A 17,814-nucleotide genomic window follows, 5' to 3' on the forward strand; every position below is an offset into this window, starting at 1 on the left:
AGAGGCAGCCAGATTTCCTTTCTGCTTTTAAAAATAGAGAAGGATTCAGGCTGGCAAAATCTGCGGTGAAAGAGACTCTAAAAAGGTATTTCAGTACAATCAGCTGGGCTTTTTTTCATCAGTTGCGTACACAAGCTATAGTAGTTATGGCATAATCCATATAATTTCATAATTTTATTTTCGGTATTTTTTTTATGAATCTGGAGCGGGTCGATCTTAATCTCCTCATTTATCTTGACGTACTTCTACGTGAAAAAAATGTCACGCGTGCAGCAGAACAACTTGGGGTAACCCAGCCTGCGATGAGTAACATTTTACGTCGCTTACGAAATTTATTTAATGATCCCCTCCTGATTCGCTCTTCTGAAGGTATGACCCCAACAGAACGTGCACTAGAACTCCAACCTCGTATCCGTGATGCCTTAGCGGATCTTTCCATGATTCTGGAACCGCGTACCGAGTTCCGTCCTTATACTTCAAACCGTGTCTTCCGCATCATGACTTCAGATTATGCTGAAGCCACACTGGTACCACGCCTGGTGAAAGCATTACGTTCAGAAGCACCGAATGTGGTTCTCGACTTCTTAACGCCAAGTGATGTGTCCTATCGTGACATGGAACAAGGTAAAGTTGATCTGGCGATTAACCGTTTTAATGAAATTCCGCAAAGCTTCCATCAGGTACTGGTTTGGCGTGACAGCTTTTCTTGCCTGTTAAATAACAAGCATCCGGCTGCGGGCAACCTGAATCTGAAAAGCTATCTGGATGCACAGCATATCTGGGTATCGAAAACCGGTATGGGCGTTGGCTTTGGGGTAAACCCTGAGAAACAGGCGGGTCTCGGCTGGATTGATCAGGCTCTTGAACGTATTGGCCAAAAACGTAAGATTTCGGTATTTACCCGTCATTATCAGATGCCTGGTCTTCTGGCTGCCAATGTCGATCTTGTAGCAACATTACCGACCCGTATTGCACGTCTGCAAGCCAAAAACCAGAACTTACTCATTAAAGATCCACCATTCTATATTCCTGAGTTTGAATTGAAGATGGCGTGGTGTCCTTTATTGCATCATCATCCCGCCCATCGCTGGTTACGTCAGCTGATTCTGTATGTAGCCCGTCAGATGATCGAAGAAGAAAATCGTGAATTTTTAATGAATAATTCGCAATTTTCGCATTATTAAATTGAATATTAGCTAAATTGCTCATTTTTAAGCTTATACTCTAGAGACTTGAGTTGCTTTATTTGTACCTCAAGTCTTTTTTTGTGTTAAAAATATTTTTAGCTAGATCATATTAATCCACAGGTGGATTCGTGAGCCTCTTTCAAAACATCGTGATTATCTTATTACTCATCGCGGGGGCCGGTTTTTTATCATTAACAGAAATCGCGCTTGCAGGTGCCCGTAAGGTCAAATTAAAAATTTTGGCTGAATCGGGAGATATTCGCGCTCAAAAAGTTTTAGATTTACAAGAAAACTCTGCTGACTTTTTTGCAGCTTCCCAAATCGGCTTAAACGCCGTTGCCATTTTAGGCGGTATTTTAGGTGAAGGCGCCTTCCGCCCTTATATCATCAATTTACTTTCCAGATTTTATCAAGGTCCCTGGACTGAAACGATTGCGTTCAGCCTGTCCTTCACTGCAGTTACTTCATTATTTATTCTGTTTGCGGACTTGATGCCGAAACGTCTGGCCATGATCGCTCCAGAAAAAATTTCTGTCTTGGTGATTAATCCAATTCAGGTATTTATCAAAATCTGTAAACCACTGGCCTGGTTCATCAATGCCATTGCGAACCTGTTGTTCCGCTTATTTAAAGTGAATACCATCCGAGATGATAATATTACCTTTGCGGATATTTCTGCGGTAATGGATGCGGGTGCTCAGGCAGGTGTGTTACAGAAACAGGAACATCACTTTATTGAGAACGTGTTTGAGCTTGAAGAACGTAATGTTCCTTCCAGTATGACCACTCGTGAAAATGTGGTGTTCTTTACCTTGAAAGAATCTGAAGCCAGTATTCGCCAGAAACTGGCTGAATTTCCTTATTCCAAGTTCCTGGTCTGTAATGAAAATATCGACGATGTAATTGGCTATGTCGACTCCAAGGATATTCTGGTTCGTATTCTGAATAATCAGTCTTTACTTCAGTTGAATGAAAATACCATCCGTACGGTTCTGACCATTCCAGATACGCTAACCTTATCTGAATTACTTGACCGTTTTCGTTCGACCAAGGAAAAGTTTGCAGTCGTTATTAATGAATATGCCTTGGTCGTAGGTGTCATTACCCTTTCCGACATCATGATTACCGTGATGGGCGACTGGGTTACTCCCCTGGAAGAAGACCAGCAGATCATTAAGCGTGACAGCAATTCATGGCTGATTGATGGCAGTACGCCTATTGAAGACATCAAACATGCGCTGGAAATTGATGAAATGCCAGATGAAGAGAATTATGAAACTCTGGCTGGTTTTATGATGTTCAAGCTGCGCAAGATTCCACGTCCTGCAGATATTGTGCTACATGCGGGTTATAAGTTTGAAGTTGTCGATGTTGATCATTTCAAGATTGACCAGTTACTGGTTACACGTATGCTAGAAGTGAAAAAGCCACCGACAGAAGAATCAGAATAATCTGGTTCTTCTTCAATTTTTTTAAAACTCGAAAAACAATAATAATGAGACTTTTATGAATATTGCTGCGCTACTCGTCTGTCTGAGTTTTTATTCGGCCTTATATTTAATCTATTTCTTCTTTATGCAAGATCAACAGCCTGTATTTCTGATCCTAGCAATTGTGCTCATTTTACTTTCAATCTGGCTGACTCCCTATCCTTATGAGCGGCGTCGGCAAGGATTTGATTCGACTTTAAGAATAGGCGAATATTTTTATTATCCACTCATCACCTGGTGGCGGCTGTTTATCTTTCCTGTGCGTTGGCTGCTTTCCCTATTTTATTCTCATTAAAAAAGCACCCGAAGGTGCTTCTTTACATTCAATTCAGTTTAGATTTTTGATAAAAGTGCTTCAAGGACTGCCTGATAATGGATCTGGATATCTTCCTGCAAAATTTTGTAGGTATTATCAAATTGCACCATTGGCCAGCCTTCTTTCCAGAATGGGAAAATATTATGTAAGTCATGAGTGACGACCGCATCTTCACGTAGAATCGCCTGTGCAATCTGTGCCAGTACAAAGGCAGTTTCCGCACCATCAATTGCCAGGTAATCAACGCCACGCGCTTTTAAAATACGGATACGGTCTTTCTTATAGCGGATTTTTTTGATTTGGGCTTCATTCAGATTCAGGGCCAGAGAAACTGCTTCAACAAATTTTTCTTCAAATGACTGATTCAATACAACCAGCGCCTGTTTATGCGCTTCCTGACGACCCGCTTTACCACCCTGACGAATAACTTCTTTTGCTTCCGTATCTAGCTCATCATTCTTCATGGTTTGAAGGATGTCTAAAATTTCGATGTCGCTTAGCGTCGCAGGAGATTGATCAGTCATAAACTGTCCCTAAAAAATAAATATGCAATGGACTATTTTCGCATAAATCCTCACTAAAAAATTAAAATCTTTAGCTTCAACTCTAATAATTGCAAAATCCGGATCATCTCTATCATTCTGGCGTAAATTGGCTATAGTAGGCGGCAAGTTTCTTATTTACTTTTTATCATGCAAACCAAACAGATTGATCTTTTATTGCAGCAACTTAAACTGCTTTATCCCGCTGCCTTCAAAAGAAATTATCTGTTTTATGGCCAGATCAAGACCAAGGGTATTTTAAGTGATCTCAAGGAACTGATTCCCTGGGTGCTGGCTGCCATGATCTTTGTACCGATTAGCCTGGTTCTCAAAGATGTTTATTCCTCTAAGCTATCAACTGCCCCAGACTTTCAGGCGCAAGCTTATGCAATTCTGACTATTCTGTTATTTCTGATGCTGGTGGTTCCACTAGTGATCAAGCAGATCCGGCACTCTTCTCATTCCCTCTATCAGTTTTTAAGACATACACCGATTAAACTCACTGTAGTCATTGTGCTGGAAGCGCTGAATCTGGTTTTTCTACAAAGCAGTATGACCATGTGGATTCTATTCTTTTTCGGGATCAGTTTTGGTTTTGTACGGTTCTATAAAGAAAATATGTTCCGCCCTGCTACCAATAGCACTGAACAATATCAACTGCAGCAGTTACGTCGCATCTGTTTCTGGGCTTATCAACAAACCTGGAAACTACGTCTGAAATTATTTTTTCATTCCAAGCCGACCTCCCCAAATGAAGAATTGAAAAATCAGCTTCAGCACTATGCGGATTTACATACCCGCTTGTTTAAACTGGAACATGAGCAGTGCAAGAAGATTAAATACATCGATATCGATACTTATCTGGACGAGCACCTGTAAATGTTTTATGAATCACGGCCTGAAATAGAAAATTACATGACTTCTCACGCTTATCATCTAGCACTATGGATTTAATTTTTTAATTTAAACTACTGAATTGCTTGAAAATAAAGCAAACGTATTGAAATTTACTTGCCAAGCTTTATTTCGTCCTCTATTATTGCGCACATGCCCGAGTGGTGAAATCGGTAGACACAGGGGATTTAAAATCCCCCGCCCACAAAGCGTGCCAGTTCGAGTCTGGCCTCGGGCACCATTTTAATTCTGATTAGAATGGTGCAATGAAAATCTCCAGCATTCAGCTGGTTTTTTTTATGCGTGATTATCACCAATAGAATGTGCCCTTCCCATGTCTGCATCCCGTTCTTTTGATCTAGCCAGATTGCAATTACGCCATCCTGATGCATTCTTTTGCAGCCTCAGCTATGGCCGTTATAAATATTTGAACCAGACCACTGATCTCTATCTGTATTTACGTATTGGTATTCTGATCATGATCACAGGATTTTGTTGCCTGTGCTTTTCGCTGCCGTTTTACCCTGACTTTGTGACTTCAAAATATCAGGCGCTTAGTGCAGGTACTATTGTAATGATCGGCATGCTCTATCCTTATATCTGGCGCGCCCAGTTTCAGGCGAAATACAGTTCTGTTCGCTATGCCAAGCGTTTGCAACTCTGCCTGTATATGCAAACCCTGATTGCGATTCTGTCATTTATAAATTATCAGTATTTTCACTCAGCATTTATTACCTTGCCTTGTTTGGCCCTACTTGCTTTCAGTAGCCTCGTACCGGTTTTAGTTGAGCCCTGCTTTAGAGTTTCGACTCGCAGCACCCTATTGGTACGTTTGCAGAAAATCCGTCAGCTGGCTTACTGGTCTTATCAGCAATCGCAAAGCAAAGAGCCGGAACCGGTGCCTTATCAAAAAGATTTAAAACAGTATTATCTGGATTTGCATCATAGCTGCATGCTGGAAGAGCAGAAATTACTGGATGAAATTCATTATAAAAATTTAAAAGACGTATTTTCAGATTATTAAAAAAAAGCCCTGTTTAACAGGGCTTTTTTTACCATTCGCGATTAACGACCAGTTCTTCCATTTCAATATCAAACAGACCCTGCTCTTGCACGACCATCATCATGGCCTCGGCAATATAGTCTGCGGCAGTATCATCCAGAGAAGAGTCCAGATCTTCAAACTGTGGCTTCATGGCATTGATGTCTGCCACAGTCTCATGGGCCAGCTGATATACATCCTGATCTGATAAACCGGATTTAGATACTTTTGAAGCAAAACGTTCGATGTGTTGCTTGATTTCTGCAACCAGAATATCGGGATAATATTCATCATCGAACATGGGGAGAAGTAAATCTGCAAACATTACAGGCACTCTAAAAGATGACAATCTAACTTAAGCGTGCCTGTATAGCACATTGCTGTTTAAAAGCCAAACAGCTTGTGCTCCTATATGTCTTTCAGCCCAGATTTAGACATTTTGCATAGCTTTCCAGATTTTGATGGCGTCTGCTGTTACCTTGACATCATGTGCTCGAACCATACAGGCACCTTGCTGAATGCTCAGCAAATGCGCCGCAGCCGAACCTACTGCACGTGCTTGTGGTTCTGCACCATTCAGAGCAGCACCAATAAAACGTTTGCGGGATAAAGCAGACAAAATCGGATAGCCCATTTCTGTCAATTTATAAAACTCTTGCAACAGCTTTAAATTTTGCTGGGCATTTTTTGCAAATCCAAAACCAGGATCAATCATGATATGTTCAGCTTTAACACCCACATCTAGAGCATCTTGAACCCGTTGTGACAGTTCCCGAATCACATCCTGAGTCACATCATCATACTGATCCAGATTATTCATCGTAGTCGGCTCACCACGCATATGCATGATGATCACCGGAATATTCAGTTCTGCTGCCGTCTCTAACGCTTGTGGACGAGTGAGCGCGCGTACATCATTCCAGATATGTGCACCCGCTTTCACGGCTGCTTTAATCACTTCTGGCTGTGAAGTATCAATCGAGATGATCACATCATGCTTGGCCAGTTCTTCAACTACAGGCACAACACGACGGATTTCTTCTTCAACTTCCACGACTGATGCACCTGGACGTGTAGATTCACCACCCACATCAATTACGGTGGCACCATCAGCAATCATTTCCAGGGCTTTTACTACTGCCTGATCTTTCTGATTGTGCAGCCCCCCATCGCTAAAGGAATCCGGAGTCACATTTAAAATTCCCATCACATGCGGCTGAGACAAATCCAGTTTCAAATGACCGAAAGTCCAGATCTGTGGTCGTAGTGGCTTCAGCTGCATGGTTCAATCCTAGTTCACAATAACCCCGGTATTGTCTTATGGAAAGATCAATAAAGCAAAGCTCAATCTATTCAATAGCTAGATTTCAAAATAGTTCTTATTGGAATATTGCATCAGCTTGGATTGCAGTAACGCTTTTACATCAACCCATTCGCTTTTTAAAATACTATAGATATAACTATCTCTGAGTGTCATGCCATCTTTACGCAGCATATGACATCTAATGATGCCATCCTGTTTGGCACCCAGAGCTTCAATAGCTTTTTGACTTTTAAGATTCAGATGATCAGTCCGAAAGCCTACCACTTGAGCATTCAGCTCTTCAAATGCATGCTGCAGCAAAAGATATTTACAGACCCGGTTTACATAGGTTCGTTGATAAGGTTTGGCATACCAGGTAAAGCCAATTTCAACACGTGGAATTTCCGGCTTGATATCATGATAACTAGTGGTACCAATAGCGCGACCCGAATTCAGATCAATCACAGCAAAAGCCATTCTTTCACCTTTGGACTGCTGTTCAAAAGCTTGGGTAAAGTAGTGTTTAAGTTTATGTAGGTAAGGTACCGAATTATATAACACTTCCCCCAAGTCCCCTTCGGCACATGCATTTTCTAAGTCTGCAAAATGTTCCCAGCTCAGTGGCTCCAAACGTAGCTGATAAATACTGGATTCCAGAACAGGTAAAGTCATTCTTATTTTTACTCAGTGATTTTTATGAATTGACTATAGCATTCAACTAGATATGACAAAACAATGGCCATAAAAAAACCACCCGAAGGTGGTTTTAATTTTTAACTTAGTTCGCTGGTAATGGCGGAGGAGTCATTGGACCATCAGTCGGTGTTACATCAATCACTGGATTGTCTGAAACATAAACTTTAGGTGGTTTTGGCTCACGACCTTCCATAATGTCACGAATCTGTTCACGATCAATTGTTTCCCATTCAAGTAGCGCTTTCACCATGGCATGGGCAATATCTTTGTTGTTTTCAAGGATATCGCGCGCAACCTTGTATTGCTCATCAATGATGCGACGAACTTCCGCATCTACCTGTTGTTGGGTTGCCTCAGAAATCGTACGGGTACCAATGCTACCCATAAATGACTGTTGAGAGTCATCTTCATAGACCATGACGCCTAACTTGTCCGACATACCATATTTGGTCACCATTGCACGTGCCATTTTAGTTGCACGTTCAAAGTCATTCGAAGCACCAGTCGACATCTGGTTAATGAAGACTTCCTCTGCGATACGACCACCGAACAGGATTGAAAGTTCATTCAACATTTTGTCTTTATAATGGCTAGTCTGGTCAAATTCAGGCAACTGCCAGGTAACACCCAATGCCCAGCCACGCGGCATGATGGTAACTTTATGCACAGGGTCTGTACCTGGAAGCATTTCTGCCACAATCGCATGACCTGCTTCATGGTAAGCCGTAGCACGACGTTCTTCTTCACGAAGTACCATCGATTTACGTTCAGGACCCATGTACAGTTTGTCTTTCGCATCTTCAAAGTCATGCATATCGACTGTGTTCTTGTTACGACGGGCAGCAAATAATGCCGCTTCGTTTACAAGATTCGCCAACTGTGCACCTGAGAAGCCTGGCGTACCACGAGCAAGAACTTTGACATCTACACCTGTAGTAGAAGGAAGTTTCTTCAAGTGTACATTCAGGATTTGCTCACGACCTTTAATATCTGGCAGACCTACCATTACCTGACGGTCGAAACGACCTGGACGAAGTAAGGCTTTATCCAGTACGTCAGCACGGTTAGTTGCTGCGATGACGATAATACCTTCATTGCCTTCGAAACCGTCCATCTCCACCAGCATCTGGTTCAAAGTCTGTTCACGTTCATCATGACCGCCACCTGTACCTGAACCACGATGACGACCGACTGCATCAATCTCATCAATGAAGATGATACATGGTGCATGTCGTTTTGCCTGTTCGAACATGTCACGTACACGAGATGCACCGACACCCACAAACATTTCAACGAAGTCAGAACCTGAGATACTAAAGAATGGAACTTTTGCTTCACCTGCAATGGCTTTAGCGAGCAAGGTTTTACCTGTACCTGGAGGACCCACCATCAGGACGCCTTTAGGAATAGTCGCACCCAAGCGTTTGAATTTTGCAGGATCTTTTAGGAAGTCAACAATTTCGACTACTTCCTGTTTTGCTTCATCACAACCCGCCACATCAGTAAATGTTACTTTGATCTGGTCTTCAGATAGCATTTTCGCTTTAGATTTACCAAAGCTCATTGGGCCATTCTTGCCGCCTGCACCGCCACCCATGTTGCGCATAAAGAACATGAATAACAAAATGATTAGAAGCACAGGGAAACTTGCAATCAGCAATTGCATGAGCAAGCCTTGACGTTGAGGCGCTTCACCTTCAACGACCACATTATTTTTAATCAGGCTTGGCATCAGTTCTGGGTCTTGAACTGCCGGGCGAATGCTTTCAAACTCTGAACCGTTTGATTTTTCACCGCGAATTCTTTCGCCATCAATTGTAACTTGTTTAATTTGGCCAGCATTGACCGCGGCAACGAACTCCGAATAGTTCATTGTAGTCGGTTGATTGCGGTCACTGACGTTGCTGAAGATTAACACCAGCACACCCAGTATCACGAGCCACAATACGGCATTCTTAAAAAGATCGCTCAAAGCTTTATTTCCCATTCCAATCTAATTTGATCATGCCCTCGAAGGGTGACCTTAATCAATAAGCTGCAAATCAATTTGCAATAATGTAAAAACCTACAAAATGCACAATTTTTAACGTGTTGGCAAGTAAACTTTATTTCAAAGTCTTCTTGCGTCCCTGTCCGACCAGAAACACTTCTTTCGAACGGGCACGTGATGCAGCAGGTTTAATCGTCTTCAATACATCAAAACTGTTGACGACTTCTTTACGAAATTCATCAAAACCTGAACCCTGGAATACTTTCACTACAAACTGTCCTTTGGGACCGAGTACCTTGTTGGCAAAATCCAGAGCAAGTTCACATAAATAAATCTGACGAGGTTGATCTACAGCTCTATTACCTGATGTATTGGGGGCCATATCTGAAATTACAACGTCTACTGTGCGTCCGTTTAAAATATTTAACAATTTATCGAATACTTCTTGTTCACGGAAATCGCCCTGCAAGAAAGTCACATCAGGTAGCGCATCCATTTCCAAGATGTCTGATGCAATCACCAGACCTTTATCACCGACCAGTTTTCCGGCAATCTGGGACCAGCTTCCTGGGGCAGCACCCAAGTCCACTACCGTCATGCCGGGTTTGATAATGCCGTATTTTTCCTGAATTTCTAGCAACTTGTACGCAGCACGGGCACGATAACCTTCTTTTTGTGCTTTTTTCACATAAAAGTCATCAAGATGCTCTCTCATCCACGCACGACTACTTTTAGATAACTTTTGGTTGGTAATGCGTGTTGCCATAACTCTCTAAATAAAAAAAACTTCTAATGATTCATTGTACGGGAAAAACACATTTTTTGCAGTATACATGTGTATCTAAATCTGAGTATTCCGGTGTAATTTGCGATTATTTACAAGTGATTATTTCCTGAGAATTTACAGCGTTTATTTTTCGCTTTTGCTATACTAAGCCGTTTTAAAAATCAGGTTATCTCTCATGGCGTCTTTATCTATTCAGGAACGTAAGCGTTTACGTCAAATTGGACATGCATTAAACCCGGTTGTAATGCTTGGTGACAAAGGCTTAACTGAATCTGTAGTTGAAGAGCTAAATCGTGCCCTTAATGATCACGAACTCATTAAAGTAAAAGTGGTGGCTGAAGACCGTGAAGCACGTGCAGCACTCATTGCTGAACTTTCAGAAACTACAGGTGCTGAAGTGGTACAAACTATTGGTAAAATTGCGCTGCTTTACAAGAAAGCACCAAAGCAAAACCAGAAGTTATCCAATCTTGTCCGTTTTGCCCATCTTTCTAACTAAGTACAGGATTTATGGCCAGTTACGAACTCAGCGCATTTGATCGCCGTTTTCAGGCAATCTCATTGGTCGGTGCCATCGAACAGCAAAATCCATGCAGCTTGAATGTCGGATTTTGGTTGCGCGATCCCAACCAGTACGTGCTGTGGCCAGAAATGGTTACTGCACATCCCCGTCGTAATTTTTTGTGGGAACAGACCTGCTTTGAAATCTTTATCGGGGTTCAGGGTGAAGATTATTATCGTGAAATCAATCTCTCTCCTTCTCAGGCTTGGCAAGCCTATCAGTTTGAGGAATATCGCTATCCGGAAGATATGCCGCCACCTGCTGCATACGATATCGAACTGAATCAGCTTAAACGTACCCATTATGGTCTGAATGTCAGTCTGGATCTGACCGAGTTTATGGTTGAGCATAAACTTAAATGGGCAGACCTGTTTATTGGTCTGACAGCAGTATTAAAAACCTCACAAGGTGATCAATACTTTGCGATGCAGCACAGCAGCCCAGAAGCAGACTTCCACAATAAACGGGATTGGCTGCATGTCTTTTAATGCAGATTAAAAGCATTTGCTGGATAACAAAGATATTAAAAAACGTGAGCATTAAAGTCTCACGTTTTTTTATGGGCTTTTCCGGCTCATCCGCTCAAAGTTCGCTGTTATAGCTTGAAGAAAATATTTTTCTGTATTTTCTCTACGTAGATTCAGGTCAATATTAAATTGAAATAATTAGCCTGCTCTCAACACTTAGGGCTGGCTATTTTGATAATGATTTAAACGTTATTTAAGCTGATAGACTAAGAGTTCATTTTAATTGTTTTCGACATTTTAGTGATGTAAGCGGTAATTGTCCTGCACTGATTTTACCGCGGCATAAAAAATTACAGTTAACGTGAAGATGATCAGGATAATCGTTCCAAAAGTTAGTCCAAAGAATCCCAGACATAACATCATCACACCGAGATAAAGTGCACGCATCAACCAACTTTCCAGATTAAGCATCATAATCAGCGTCAGTAAACAAAGTACACCTACAAAATAATGCTGCTGCATCGTGACCCCCTTTCATTATTATTGTGAGTCCGTTTTGCCTCAAAAAGATAAAGGAGAACGTATCCAGTTCTCCTTTCATGCAATTTAAATCAGCGGCTTCCCTTAACTCTTCAGCTCAGGGCTTTTTTCTGAACTTTCAGCTTTTACCATGGGTTTGACCTTTTTTAGAACTTCAATGGTACTGTCTTTTGAGCGCTTGAATGTACCAGTCAGATGCTCTTTATGTTTGGTCGAGATCTGGCTGACATCTTCTTTCAGTTCCTTACCCATATTGGATAAGTCTTCAATGACTGCAGTAAATTCGGTTTTGATAAAGCTGGTTAATTCAGTCAGTTCTTTTTGCGAACCAAATAACTGCTCTTTCAAAGTATCGATGCGTTGCAACAGATCCTGTTTCAACTGACGTAACTGCTCCTGCACAGTATCACCCAGCTGTTTCGCTTCGACTTCAAGTTTCTCTTTGCTTTCTTCGATGGTTTCCACCACCTGTTCTTTGGCTTCAGCTGCTACTTTTTCAAGCTGTTCAGTCGTTTCTGAAACCACGGTATTGATCTTTTTCTTGGATTGGGAAGATTTCGCTGCTGTAGTCATGTGTCTTATTCCTATAGTTATATTACGACTCATCCATATTAGTAGTTTTGATAAAAATTAAGATTTGATTTGTTAGACAATTCTTAATTGCTTACATTTTTTTACGTTGTTCGTAAAACAGACTTTCAAGCAAAAAGCAAGCCATTTATCTCATACTTTTGCTGTAAAGCTATTGGACTTGGGGGGTGGTTCTGCGTATAATGCCGTGTTAAGTTCAAGCGAGCAGACATAGGAGGGTAGGTTTAAAAATTAACCTTCCTTTTTTTTCGTCTACTCGCTTTTTTACAGCCTAAATTTCAGGAGCTTTGGTTTGAGCACCCCAGCAATTTTAGCCCTTGCCGACGGAACTATCTTTAAAGGTACTTCAATTGGCGCATCGGGTTGTACGACTGGTGAAGTCGTTTTCAACACTGCCATGACTGGCTATCAAGAAATTTTGACTGATCCTAGTTATGCACAGCAGCTTGTAACGCTGACTTACCCACATATCGGTAACACAGGTTGCAACGAAGAAGACGCTGAATCAGGTCGTATTCATAAAGTATGGGCAAACGGTTTAATTATCCGTGACCTTCCTTTACTACATAGTAACTTCCGTGCGAATCAATCACTCGGTGATTATTTAAAACAGCACAATGTAGTTGCCATTGCTGACATCGACACGCGACGATTAACTCGAATTTTGCGTGATAAAGGTGCACAAAACGGTTGTATCCTTGCGGGTGAAAACATCACTGAAGAAGAAGCAGTCGAAAAAGCACGTGCATTCGGTGGTTTAAGTGGTTTAGACCTTGCGAAAGAATGCTGTGATCCGACCGGTTTCGAATGGACTGAAGGCTCATGGGCACTTGGCAAAGGCTTTACTCAACCTGAACTTAAATTCCATGTGGTTGCATACGACTACGGTGTCAAAACCAACATCTTGCGTATGCTCGCAGACCGCGGCTGTAAATTGACTGTGGTGCCTGCACAAACTCCTGCTGAAAAAGTACTTGCGTTAAATCCAGATGGCGTATTCCTGTCAAATGGTCCTGGCGATCCAGCTGCATGTGACTACGCAATTGAAGCTGTAAAAACAATTGTTGAAACAACTGAAATTCCAGTATTTGGTATCTGCTTAGGTCACCAGATTCTTGCTCTTGCATCGGGTGCTAAAACGGTAAAAATGCCGCACGGTCACCATGGCGCTAACCATCCTGTACAGAACATCGAAACTGGTACAGTGATGATTACTTCTCAAAACCACGGCTTCGCAGTGGATGAAAGCACCTTGCCTGCGGTATTGCGTGTGACTCATCGCTCACTGTTTGATGGTACAAACCAAGGTATCCATCGTACAGACAAACCTGCGTTCAGCTTCCAGGGTCACCCTGAAGCAAGCCCTGGTCCACATGACTGCGCACCATTGTTCGATCATTTCATCGAACTTATCGAAGCATCTAAGAAGTAATTAAGGAAGCATCATGGCTAAACGTACTGACATTAAAAGCATCTTGATCATTGGTGCTGGTCCGATCGTCATCGGTCAAGCATGTGAGTTTGACTACTCAGGTGCTCAAGCATGTAAAGCGCTTCGTGAAGAAGGCTACCGCGTTATTCTGGTGAACTCTAACCCAGCGACCATTATGACCGACCCTGCAATGGCAGATGCGACGTATATCGAACCGATTACCTGGCAGACTGTTGCAGCAATTATTGAAAAAGAACGTCCAGATGCTGTGCTTCCAACGATGGGTGGCCAGACTGCACTGAACTGTGCCCTTGCACTGGATGCCAACGGTATTCTTGAAAAATACAACGTTGAACTGATCGGCGCGACCAAAGAAGCGATCGAAAAAGCAGAAGACCGTAAACTGTTTGACGAAGCAATGCGTAAAATTGGTCTGGAATGTCCAAAAGCGGCTATTGCTGAATCTATGGAAGAAGCACTTGAGATTCAAGCGCGCTTCGGTTTCCCTGTGATTATCCGTCCATCATTTACGATGGGTGGTTCAGGCGGTGGTATTGCTTACAACCGTGAAGAATTCCTGGAAATCTGTGAACGCGGTTTCGACCTCTCTCCTACTCACCAATTATTGATCGATGAATCATTGATTGGCTGGAAAGAGTACGAGATGGAAGTTGTTCGTGACAAAAACGACAACTGTATCATTGTATGTGCGATCGAAAACTTTGACCCAATGGGCGTACACACCGGTGACTCGATCACTGTTGCGCCTGCACAAACACTGACTGATAAAGAATACCAGTTGATGCGTAATGCATCTTTAGCAGTTCTTCGTGAAATCGGTGTTGAAACGGGTGGTTCTAACGTTCAGTTCGGTATTAACCCGAAAGATGGTCGTATGGTAATCATCGAGATGAACCCACGTGTATCGCGTTCATCTGCACTGGCATCTAAAGCGACTGGTTTCCCGATTGCGAAAATCGCAGCGAAACTGGCTGTTGGTTATACCCTTGATGAGCTGAAAAACGACATCACTGGCGGTACAACTCCAGCATCGTTCGAACCAGCAATTGACTACGTTGTTACCAAGATTCCACGTTTCAACTTCGAAAAATTCCCGCAAGCTGATGCGACACTAACTACACAGATGAAATCTGTAGGTGAAGTTATGGCGATTGGTCGTAACTTCCAGGAGTCTGTGAACAAAGCACTTCGCGGTCTTGAAGTTGGTGCAACTGGTTTTGATGAAAAAATCGAAGTGGGTACTGAAGGTGCGCGCGAGAAGATTCTTCAAGAACTTAAAGTTCCAGGTCCAGAACGTATCTGGTATGTGGCTGATGCATTCCGTCACGGTTTCACGCTTGATGAAGTATTTGTGGCAACCAATATTGACCGCTGGTTCCTGATCCAGATCGAAGACATCGTTAAAACTGAAGAACAAATCAAATCTTTAGGTTTTGGTGATCTTAACGCTGACAATATCCGTTCATTTAAACGTAAAGGTTTATCTGACCACCGTATTGCCAACCTGATGGGTATTTCACAAAAACAATTCCGTAAGCACCGTTGGAACCTGGGCGTCACTCCAGTCTACAAACGTGTGGATACATGTGCAGCAGAATTCGAATCTGATACTGCTTATATGTACTCGACTTATGATGAAGAGTGTGAATCTAATCCGTCTAACCGCGACAAGATCATGGTGATTGGTGGCGGTCCTAACCGTATCGGTCAAGGTATCGAATTCGATTACTGCTGTGTACATGCTGCCCTGGCAATGCGTGACGACGGTTATGAAACCATCATGGTGAACTGTAACCCTGAAACGGTTTCAACTGACTATGACACATCTGATCGTCTGTACTTCGAACCGATTACACTTGAAGACGTTCTTGAAATCGTACGTACTGAAAAACCTAAAGGTATTATCGTGCAGTACGGCGGTCAGACTCCACTGAAACTGGCTCGTGCTTTGGAAGAAGCTGGTGCGCCAATTATCGGTACATCTCCAGACGCAATTGACCGTGCAGAAGACCGTGAACGTTTCCAACAAATGATTCAACGTCTGCAACTTCGTCAACCGAATAACAGCATTGTTAAATCTGCTGAAGAAGGTATGGCTGAAGCAGCTAAAGTGGGTTATCCACTGGTGGTACGTCCTTCATACGTACTTGGTGGTCGTGCGATGGAAATCGTGTATAACGACGAAGAATTAAAACGCTACTTACGTGATGCTGTACAAGCATCGAATGAAGCGCCTGTTCTTCTGGATCACTTCCTTGATGATGCGATTGAAGTTGACGTGGACTGCGTATCTGACGGTAAAGACGTGGTGATCGGCGGTATCATGCAGCACATTGAACAAGCCGGTATTCACTCTGGTGACTCTGCATGTTCGATTCCTCCATATTCATTGTCTGAAGACGTGCAAAACGAAATGCGTCGTCAAACCATCGCTATGGCTAAAGAGCTTGGCGTTGTAGGCTTGATGAACGTTCAGTTTGCAGTTAAAGGTGATGATGTTTACATTCTGGAAGTGAACCCTCGTGCTTCTCGTACGGTTCCGTTCGTTTCTAAATGTATCGGTGAATCTTTAGCAAAAGTAGCTGCACGTTGTATGGCTGGCCAATCTCTTGAGTCTCAAGGCTTTACCAAAGAGATTATCCCTGCTCACTTCTCTGTGAAAGAAGCAGTATTCCCATTCAACAAATTCCCTGGTGTTGACCCGATCCTTGGCCCTGAAATGAAATCAACAGGCGAAGTGATGGGTGTTGGTAAAACATTTGGTGAAGCGTTCTACAAAGCTGTTCTAGGCTCTAACGATCGTTTACCAGGTCTACCAACTGAAGGCGAAGTGAAACATGCATTCATCTCTGTACGTGATTCTGATAAACCACGTGCGGTAGGTATTGCGAAGCAGCTTGCTGACTTTGGCTTCAAGATTCTTGCGACTGGCGGCACATACGATGTGATTAAAGCTGCAGGTATTGAATGTGAACGTGTAAATAAAGTAACCGAAGGCCGTCCAAACATTGTAGACCGCTTGAAAAATGGTGAAATTCACCTCATTATCAATACCACTGAAGGTAAACAAGCTCAGCAGGATTCATTCTCAATCCGTCGCTCTGCGCTTCAAGGTAAGGTATACCATACCACTACCCTGAATGGTGCTGATGCTGTATGCCAAGCTTTAGCAATTAAATTGCCGATGGATGTATATCGTTTGCAAGATTTAACAGTAGGTTAATTCGTTACTGAGAAGTCCCGTCACCTTCTCGGTGGCGGGCTTTTTTTCATTTATAGACTTTCATTTTTATTACTGAGGGACAACTATGCAACGTTATCCTATGACTCCCGAAGGCAAACTTGCCTTAGAGAAAGAATTACACCAACTGAAAACTGTGGATCGTCCACGTATTACTGCAGCGATTGCAGAGGCACGTGAGCATGGGGATTTAAAAGAAAACGCGGAATATCATGCTGCGCGTGAGCAGCAAGGTTTCTGTGAAGGCCGTATTCAGGACATCGAAGGTAAACTGGGCGCTTGCCAGGTGATTGATGTTAAAGAACTGGAGCAAAACGGTCGTGTAGTTTTTGGTGTCACTGTGACTATTGAGAATCTAGACACTGAAGAACGCAAAACTTACAAAATCGTAGGTGATGATGAAGCAGACTTTAAGATCAACAAGATCTCTGTGAACTCTCCGATCGCGCGTGGCCTGCTGGGTAAAAACGAAGGCGACGATGTGAAAATCGTGACACCACAAGGTGAAGTTGAATACGAAATTGTAAGCGTTGAATATATCTAATTTTTAACTAGATATTTTAGGCTGTAAGACCCCTCAGATGAGGTAATGCCAGTCAGTTAAGAGATTGACTGGCTTTTTCTTGGGTATTTTTGAGGTTTTCCTTTTACAACCCTTGGATAACTCCTCACTCTTCTCTCAGGTATAACATACCGATTAGATTTCTCCATTA

The 17,814-nt window shown here is 42.5% G+C and carries 18 protein-coding genes and 1 tRNA gene; 11 read left to right on the plus strand and 8 right to left on the minus strand.

Annotated features, from left to right (window positions below; genetic code table 11):
• Positions 1-194: 194 nt before the first annotated feature.
• The 3 genes from FTU01_RS09045 (at position 195) to FTU01_RS09055 (ending at position 2,972) form a co-directional block, all read left to right on the plus strand.
• Entirely contained in the window at positions 195-1,184 is a 990-nt protein-coding gene (locus FTU01_RS09045; protein ID WP_004784775.1) for a LysR family transcriptional regulator, read from the plus strand.
• A 131-nt stretch (positions 1,185-1,315) separates the two neighbouring features.
• Positions 1,316-2,638: a hemolysin family protein gene (locus tag FTU01_RS09050; protein WP_180138835.1), complete on the plus strand. Its 1,323-nt coding sequence runs from the start codon at positions 1,316-1,318 to the stop codon at positions 2,636-2,638.
• A 55-nt stretch (positions 2,639-2,693) separates the two neighbouring features.
• Positions 2,694-2,972: a hypothetical protein gene (locus tag FTU01_RS09055; RefSeq protein ID WP_180138837.1), complete on the plus strand. Its 279-nt coding sequence runs from the start codon at positions 2,694-2,696 to the stop codon at positions 2,970-2,972.
• A gap of 38 nt (positions 2,973-3,010) precedes the next feature.
• Here the strand turns inward: FTU01_RS09055 and FTU01_RS09060 are convergent, their stop codons facing one another.
• Positions 3,011-3,517, minus strand: a complete 507-nt coding sequence (locus FTU01_RS09060) for a hypothetical protein (RefSeq protein WP_159123480.1) — start codon at positions 3,515-3,517, stop codon at positions 3,011-3,013.
• A gap of 168 nt (positions 3,518-3,685) precedes the next feature.
• Here FTU01_RS09060 and FTU01_RS09065 point away from each other — a divergent pair, with 168 nt between their 5' ends.
• From FTU01_RS09065 to FTU01_RS09075, 3 genes are all read left to right on the plus strand, one after another.
• A complete protein-coding gene (locus FTU01_RS09065; RefSeq protein ID WP_159123479.1) occupies positions 3,686-4,414 on the plus strand; it encodes a hypothetical protein in 729 nt (242 codons plus the stop codon).
• 170 nt (positions 4,415-4,584) lie between these two features.
• Positions 4,585-4,670 (plus strand) — tRNA-Leu (locus FTU01_RS09070).
• 93 nt (positions 4,671-4,763) lie between these two features.
• Positions 4,764-5,453 carry a hypothetical protein gene (locus FTU01_RS09075; RefSeq protein ID WP_005236809.1) on the plus strand — a complete coding sequence of 230 codons (690 nt, stop codon included), beginning with the start codon at positions 4,764-4,766 and terminating at the stop codon, positions 5,451-5,453.
• 28 nt (positions 5,454-5,481) lie between these two features.
• Here FTU01_RS09075 and FTU01_RS09080 read toward each other — a convergent pair whose 3' ends face one another.
• The 5 genes from FTU01_RS09080 to rlmE all read right to left on the minus strand — a co-directional run bounded on the left by FTU01_RS09080 (position 5,482) and on the right by rlmE (position 10,226).
• On the minus strand, positions 5,482-5,796 hold the full coding sequence (locus FTU01_RS09080; protein ID WP_125278212.1) for a DUF5713 family protein: 315 nt from the start codon (positions 5,794-5,796) through the stop codon (positions 5,482-5,484).
• A gap of 105 nt (positions 5,797-5,901) precedes the next feature.
• On the minus strand, positions 5,902-6,753 hold the full coding sequence (gene folP, locus FTU01_RS09085; protein ID WP_180138839.1) for a dihydropteroate synthase: 852 nt from the start codon (positions 6,751-6,753) through the stop codon (positions 5,902-5,904).
• A 78-nt stretch (positions 6,754-6,831) separates the two neighbouring features.
• The gene (locus FTU01_RS09090) at positions 6,832-7,446 is read right to left on the minus strand and encodes a GNAT family N-acetyltransferase (protein WP_180010606.1); all 615 of its coding nucleotides are present in this window, start codon (positions 7,444-7,446) and stop codon (positions 6,832-6,834) included.
• 106 nt (positions 7,447-7,552) lie between these two features.
• Positions 7,553-9,442, minus strand: coding sequence for an ATP-dependent zinc metalloprotease FtsH (gene ftsH, locus FTU01_RS09095; RefSeq protein ID WP_034170205.1), 1,890 nt, complete (start codon positions 9,440-9,442; stop codon positions 7,553-7,555).
• Between the two features lie 133 nt (positions 9,443-9,575).
• Positions 9,576-10,226, minus strand: a complete 651-nt coding sequence (rlmE, locus tag FTU01_RS09100; RefSeq protein WP_180138841.1) for a 23S rRNA (uridine(2552)-2'-O)-methyltransferase RlmE — start codon at positions 10,224-10,226, stop codon at positions 9,576-9,578.
• A gap of 196 nt (positions 10,227-10,422) precedes the next feature.
• Between rlmE and yhbY the strand changes: the two genes are divergently transcribed.
• Together yhbY and FTU01_RS09110 are read left to right on the plus strand one after the other, a co-directional pair.
• Entirely contained in the window at positions 10,423-10,746 is a 324-nt protein-coding gene (gene yhbY / locus FTU01_RS09105; protein ID WP_004784797.1) for a ribosome assembly RNA-binding protein YhbY, read from the plus strand.
• An 11-nt stretch (positions 10,747-10,757) separates the two neighbouring features.
• Positions 10,758-11,297, plus strand: a complete 540-nt coding sequence (locus FTU01_RS09110; protein ID WP_179992809.1) for a DOMON-like domain-containing protein — start codon at positions 10,758-10,760, stop codon at positions 11,295-11,297.
• Between the two features lie 276 nt (positions 11,298-11,573).
• On the opposite strand, the gene FTU01_RS09115 is transcribed toward FTU01_RS09110, so the two are convergent.
• Together FTU01_RS09115 and FTU01_RS09120 are read right to left on the minus strand one after the other, a co-directional pair.
• Complete coding sequence (locus FTU01_RS09115) at positions 11,574-11,798, minus strand: hypothetical protein (RefSeq protein WP_159123475.1); 225 nt, start codon at positions 11,796-11,798, stop codon at positions 11,574-11,576.
• Positions 11,799-11,900: 102 nt separating this feature from the next.
• A complete protein-coding gene (locus tag FTU01_RS09120; protein WP_004784804.1) occupies positions 11,901-12,389 on the minus strand; it encodes a hypothetical protein in 489 nt (162 codons plus the stop codon).
• 310 nt (positions 12,390-12,699) lie between these two features.
• Between FTU01_RS09120 and carA the strand changes: the two genes are divergently transcribed.
• The 3 genes from carA to greA all read left to right on the plus strand — a co-directional run bounded on the left by carA (position 12,700) and on the right by greA (position 17,645).
• Entirely contained in the window at positions 12,700-13,839 is a 1,140-nt protein-coding gene (carA, locus tag FTU01_RS09125) for a glutamine-hydrolyzing carbamoyl-phosphate synthase small subunit (RefSeq protein ID WP_005236823.1), read from the plus strand.
• Between the two features lie 13 nt (positions 13,840-13,852).
• Positions 13,853-17,083: a carbamoyl-phosphate synthase large subunit gene (carB, locus tag FTU01_RS09130; protein ID WP_180138843.1), complete on the plus strand. Its 3,231-nt coding sequence runs from the start codon at positions 13,853-13,855 to the stop codon at positions 17,081-17,083.
• 85 nt (positions 17,084-17,168) lie between these two features.
• The gene (greA, locus tag FTU01_RS09135) at positions 17,169-17,645 is read left to right on the plus strand and encodes a transcription elongation factor GreA (RefSeq protein ID WP_005236827.1); all 477 of its coding nucleotides are present in this window, start codon (positions 17,169-17,171) and stop codon (positions 17,643-17,645) included.
• The last annotated feature ends 169 nt before the right edge of the window (positions 17,646-17,814 follow it).

The sequence above is a fragment of the Acinetobacter sp. YH12043 genome (genome assembly GCF_013419915.1).
In the GTDB taxonomy this organism is placed as follows: Bacteria; Pseudomonadota; Gammaproteobacteria; order Pseudomonadales; family Moraxellaceae; genus Acinetobacter.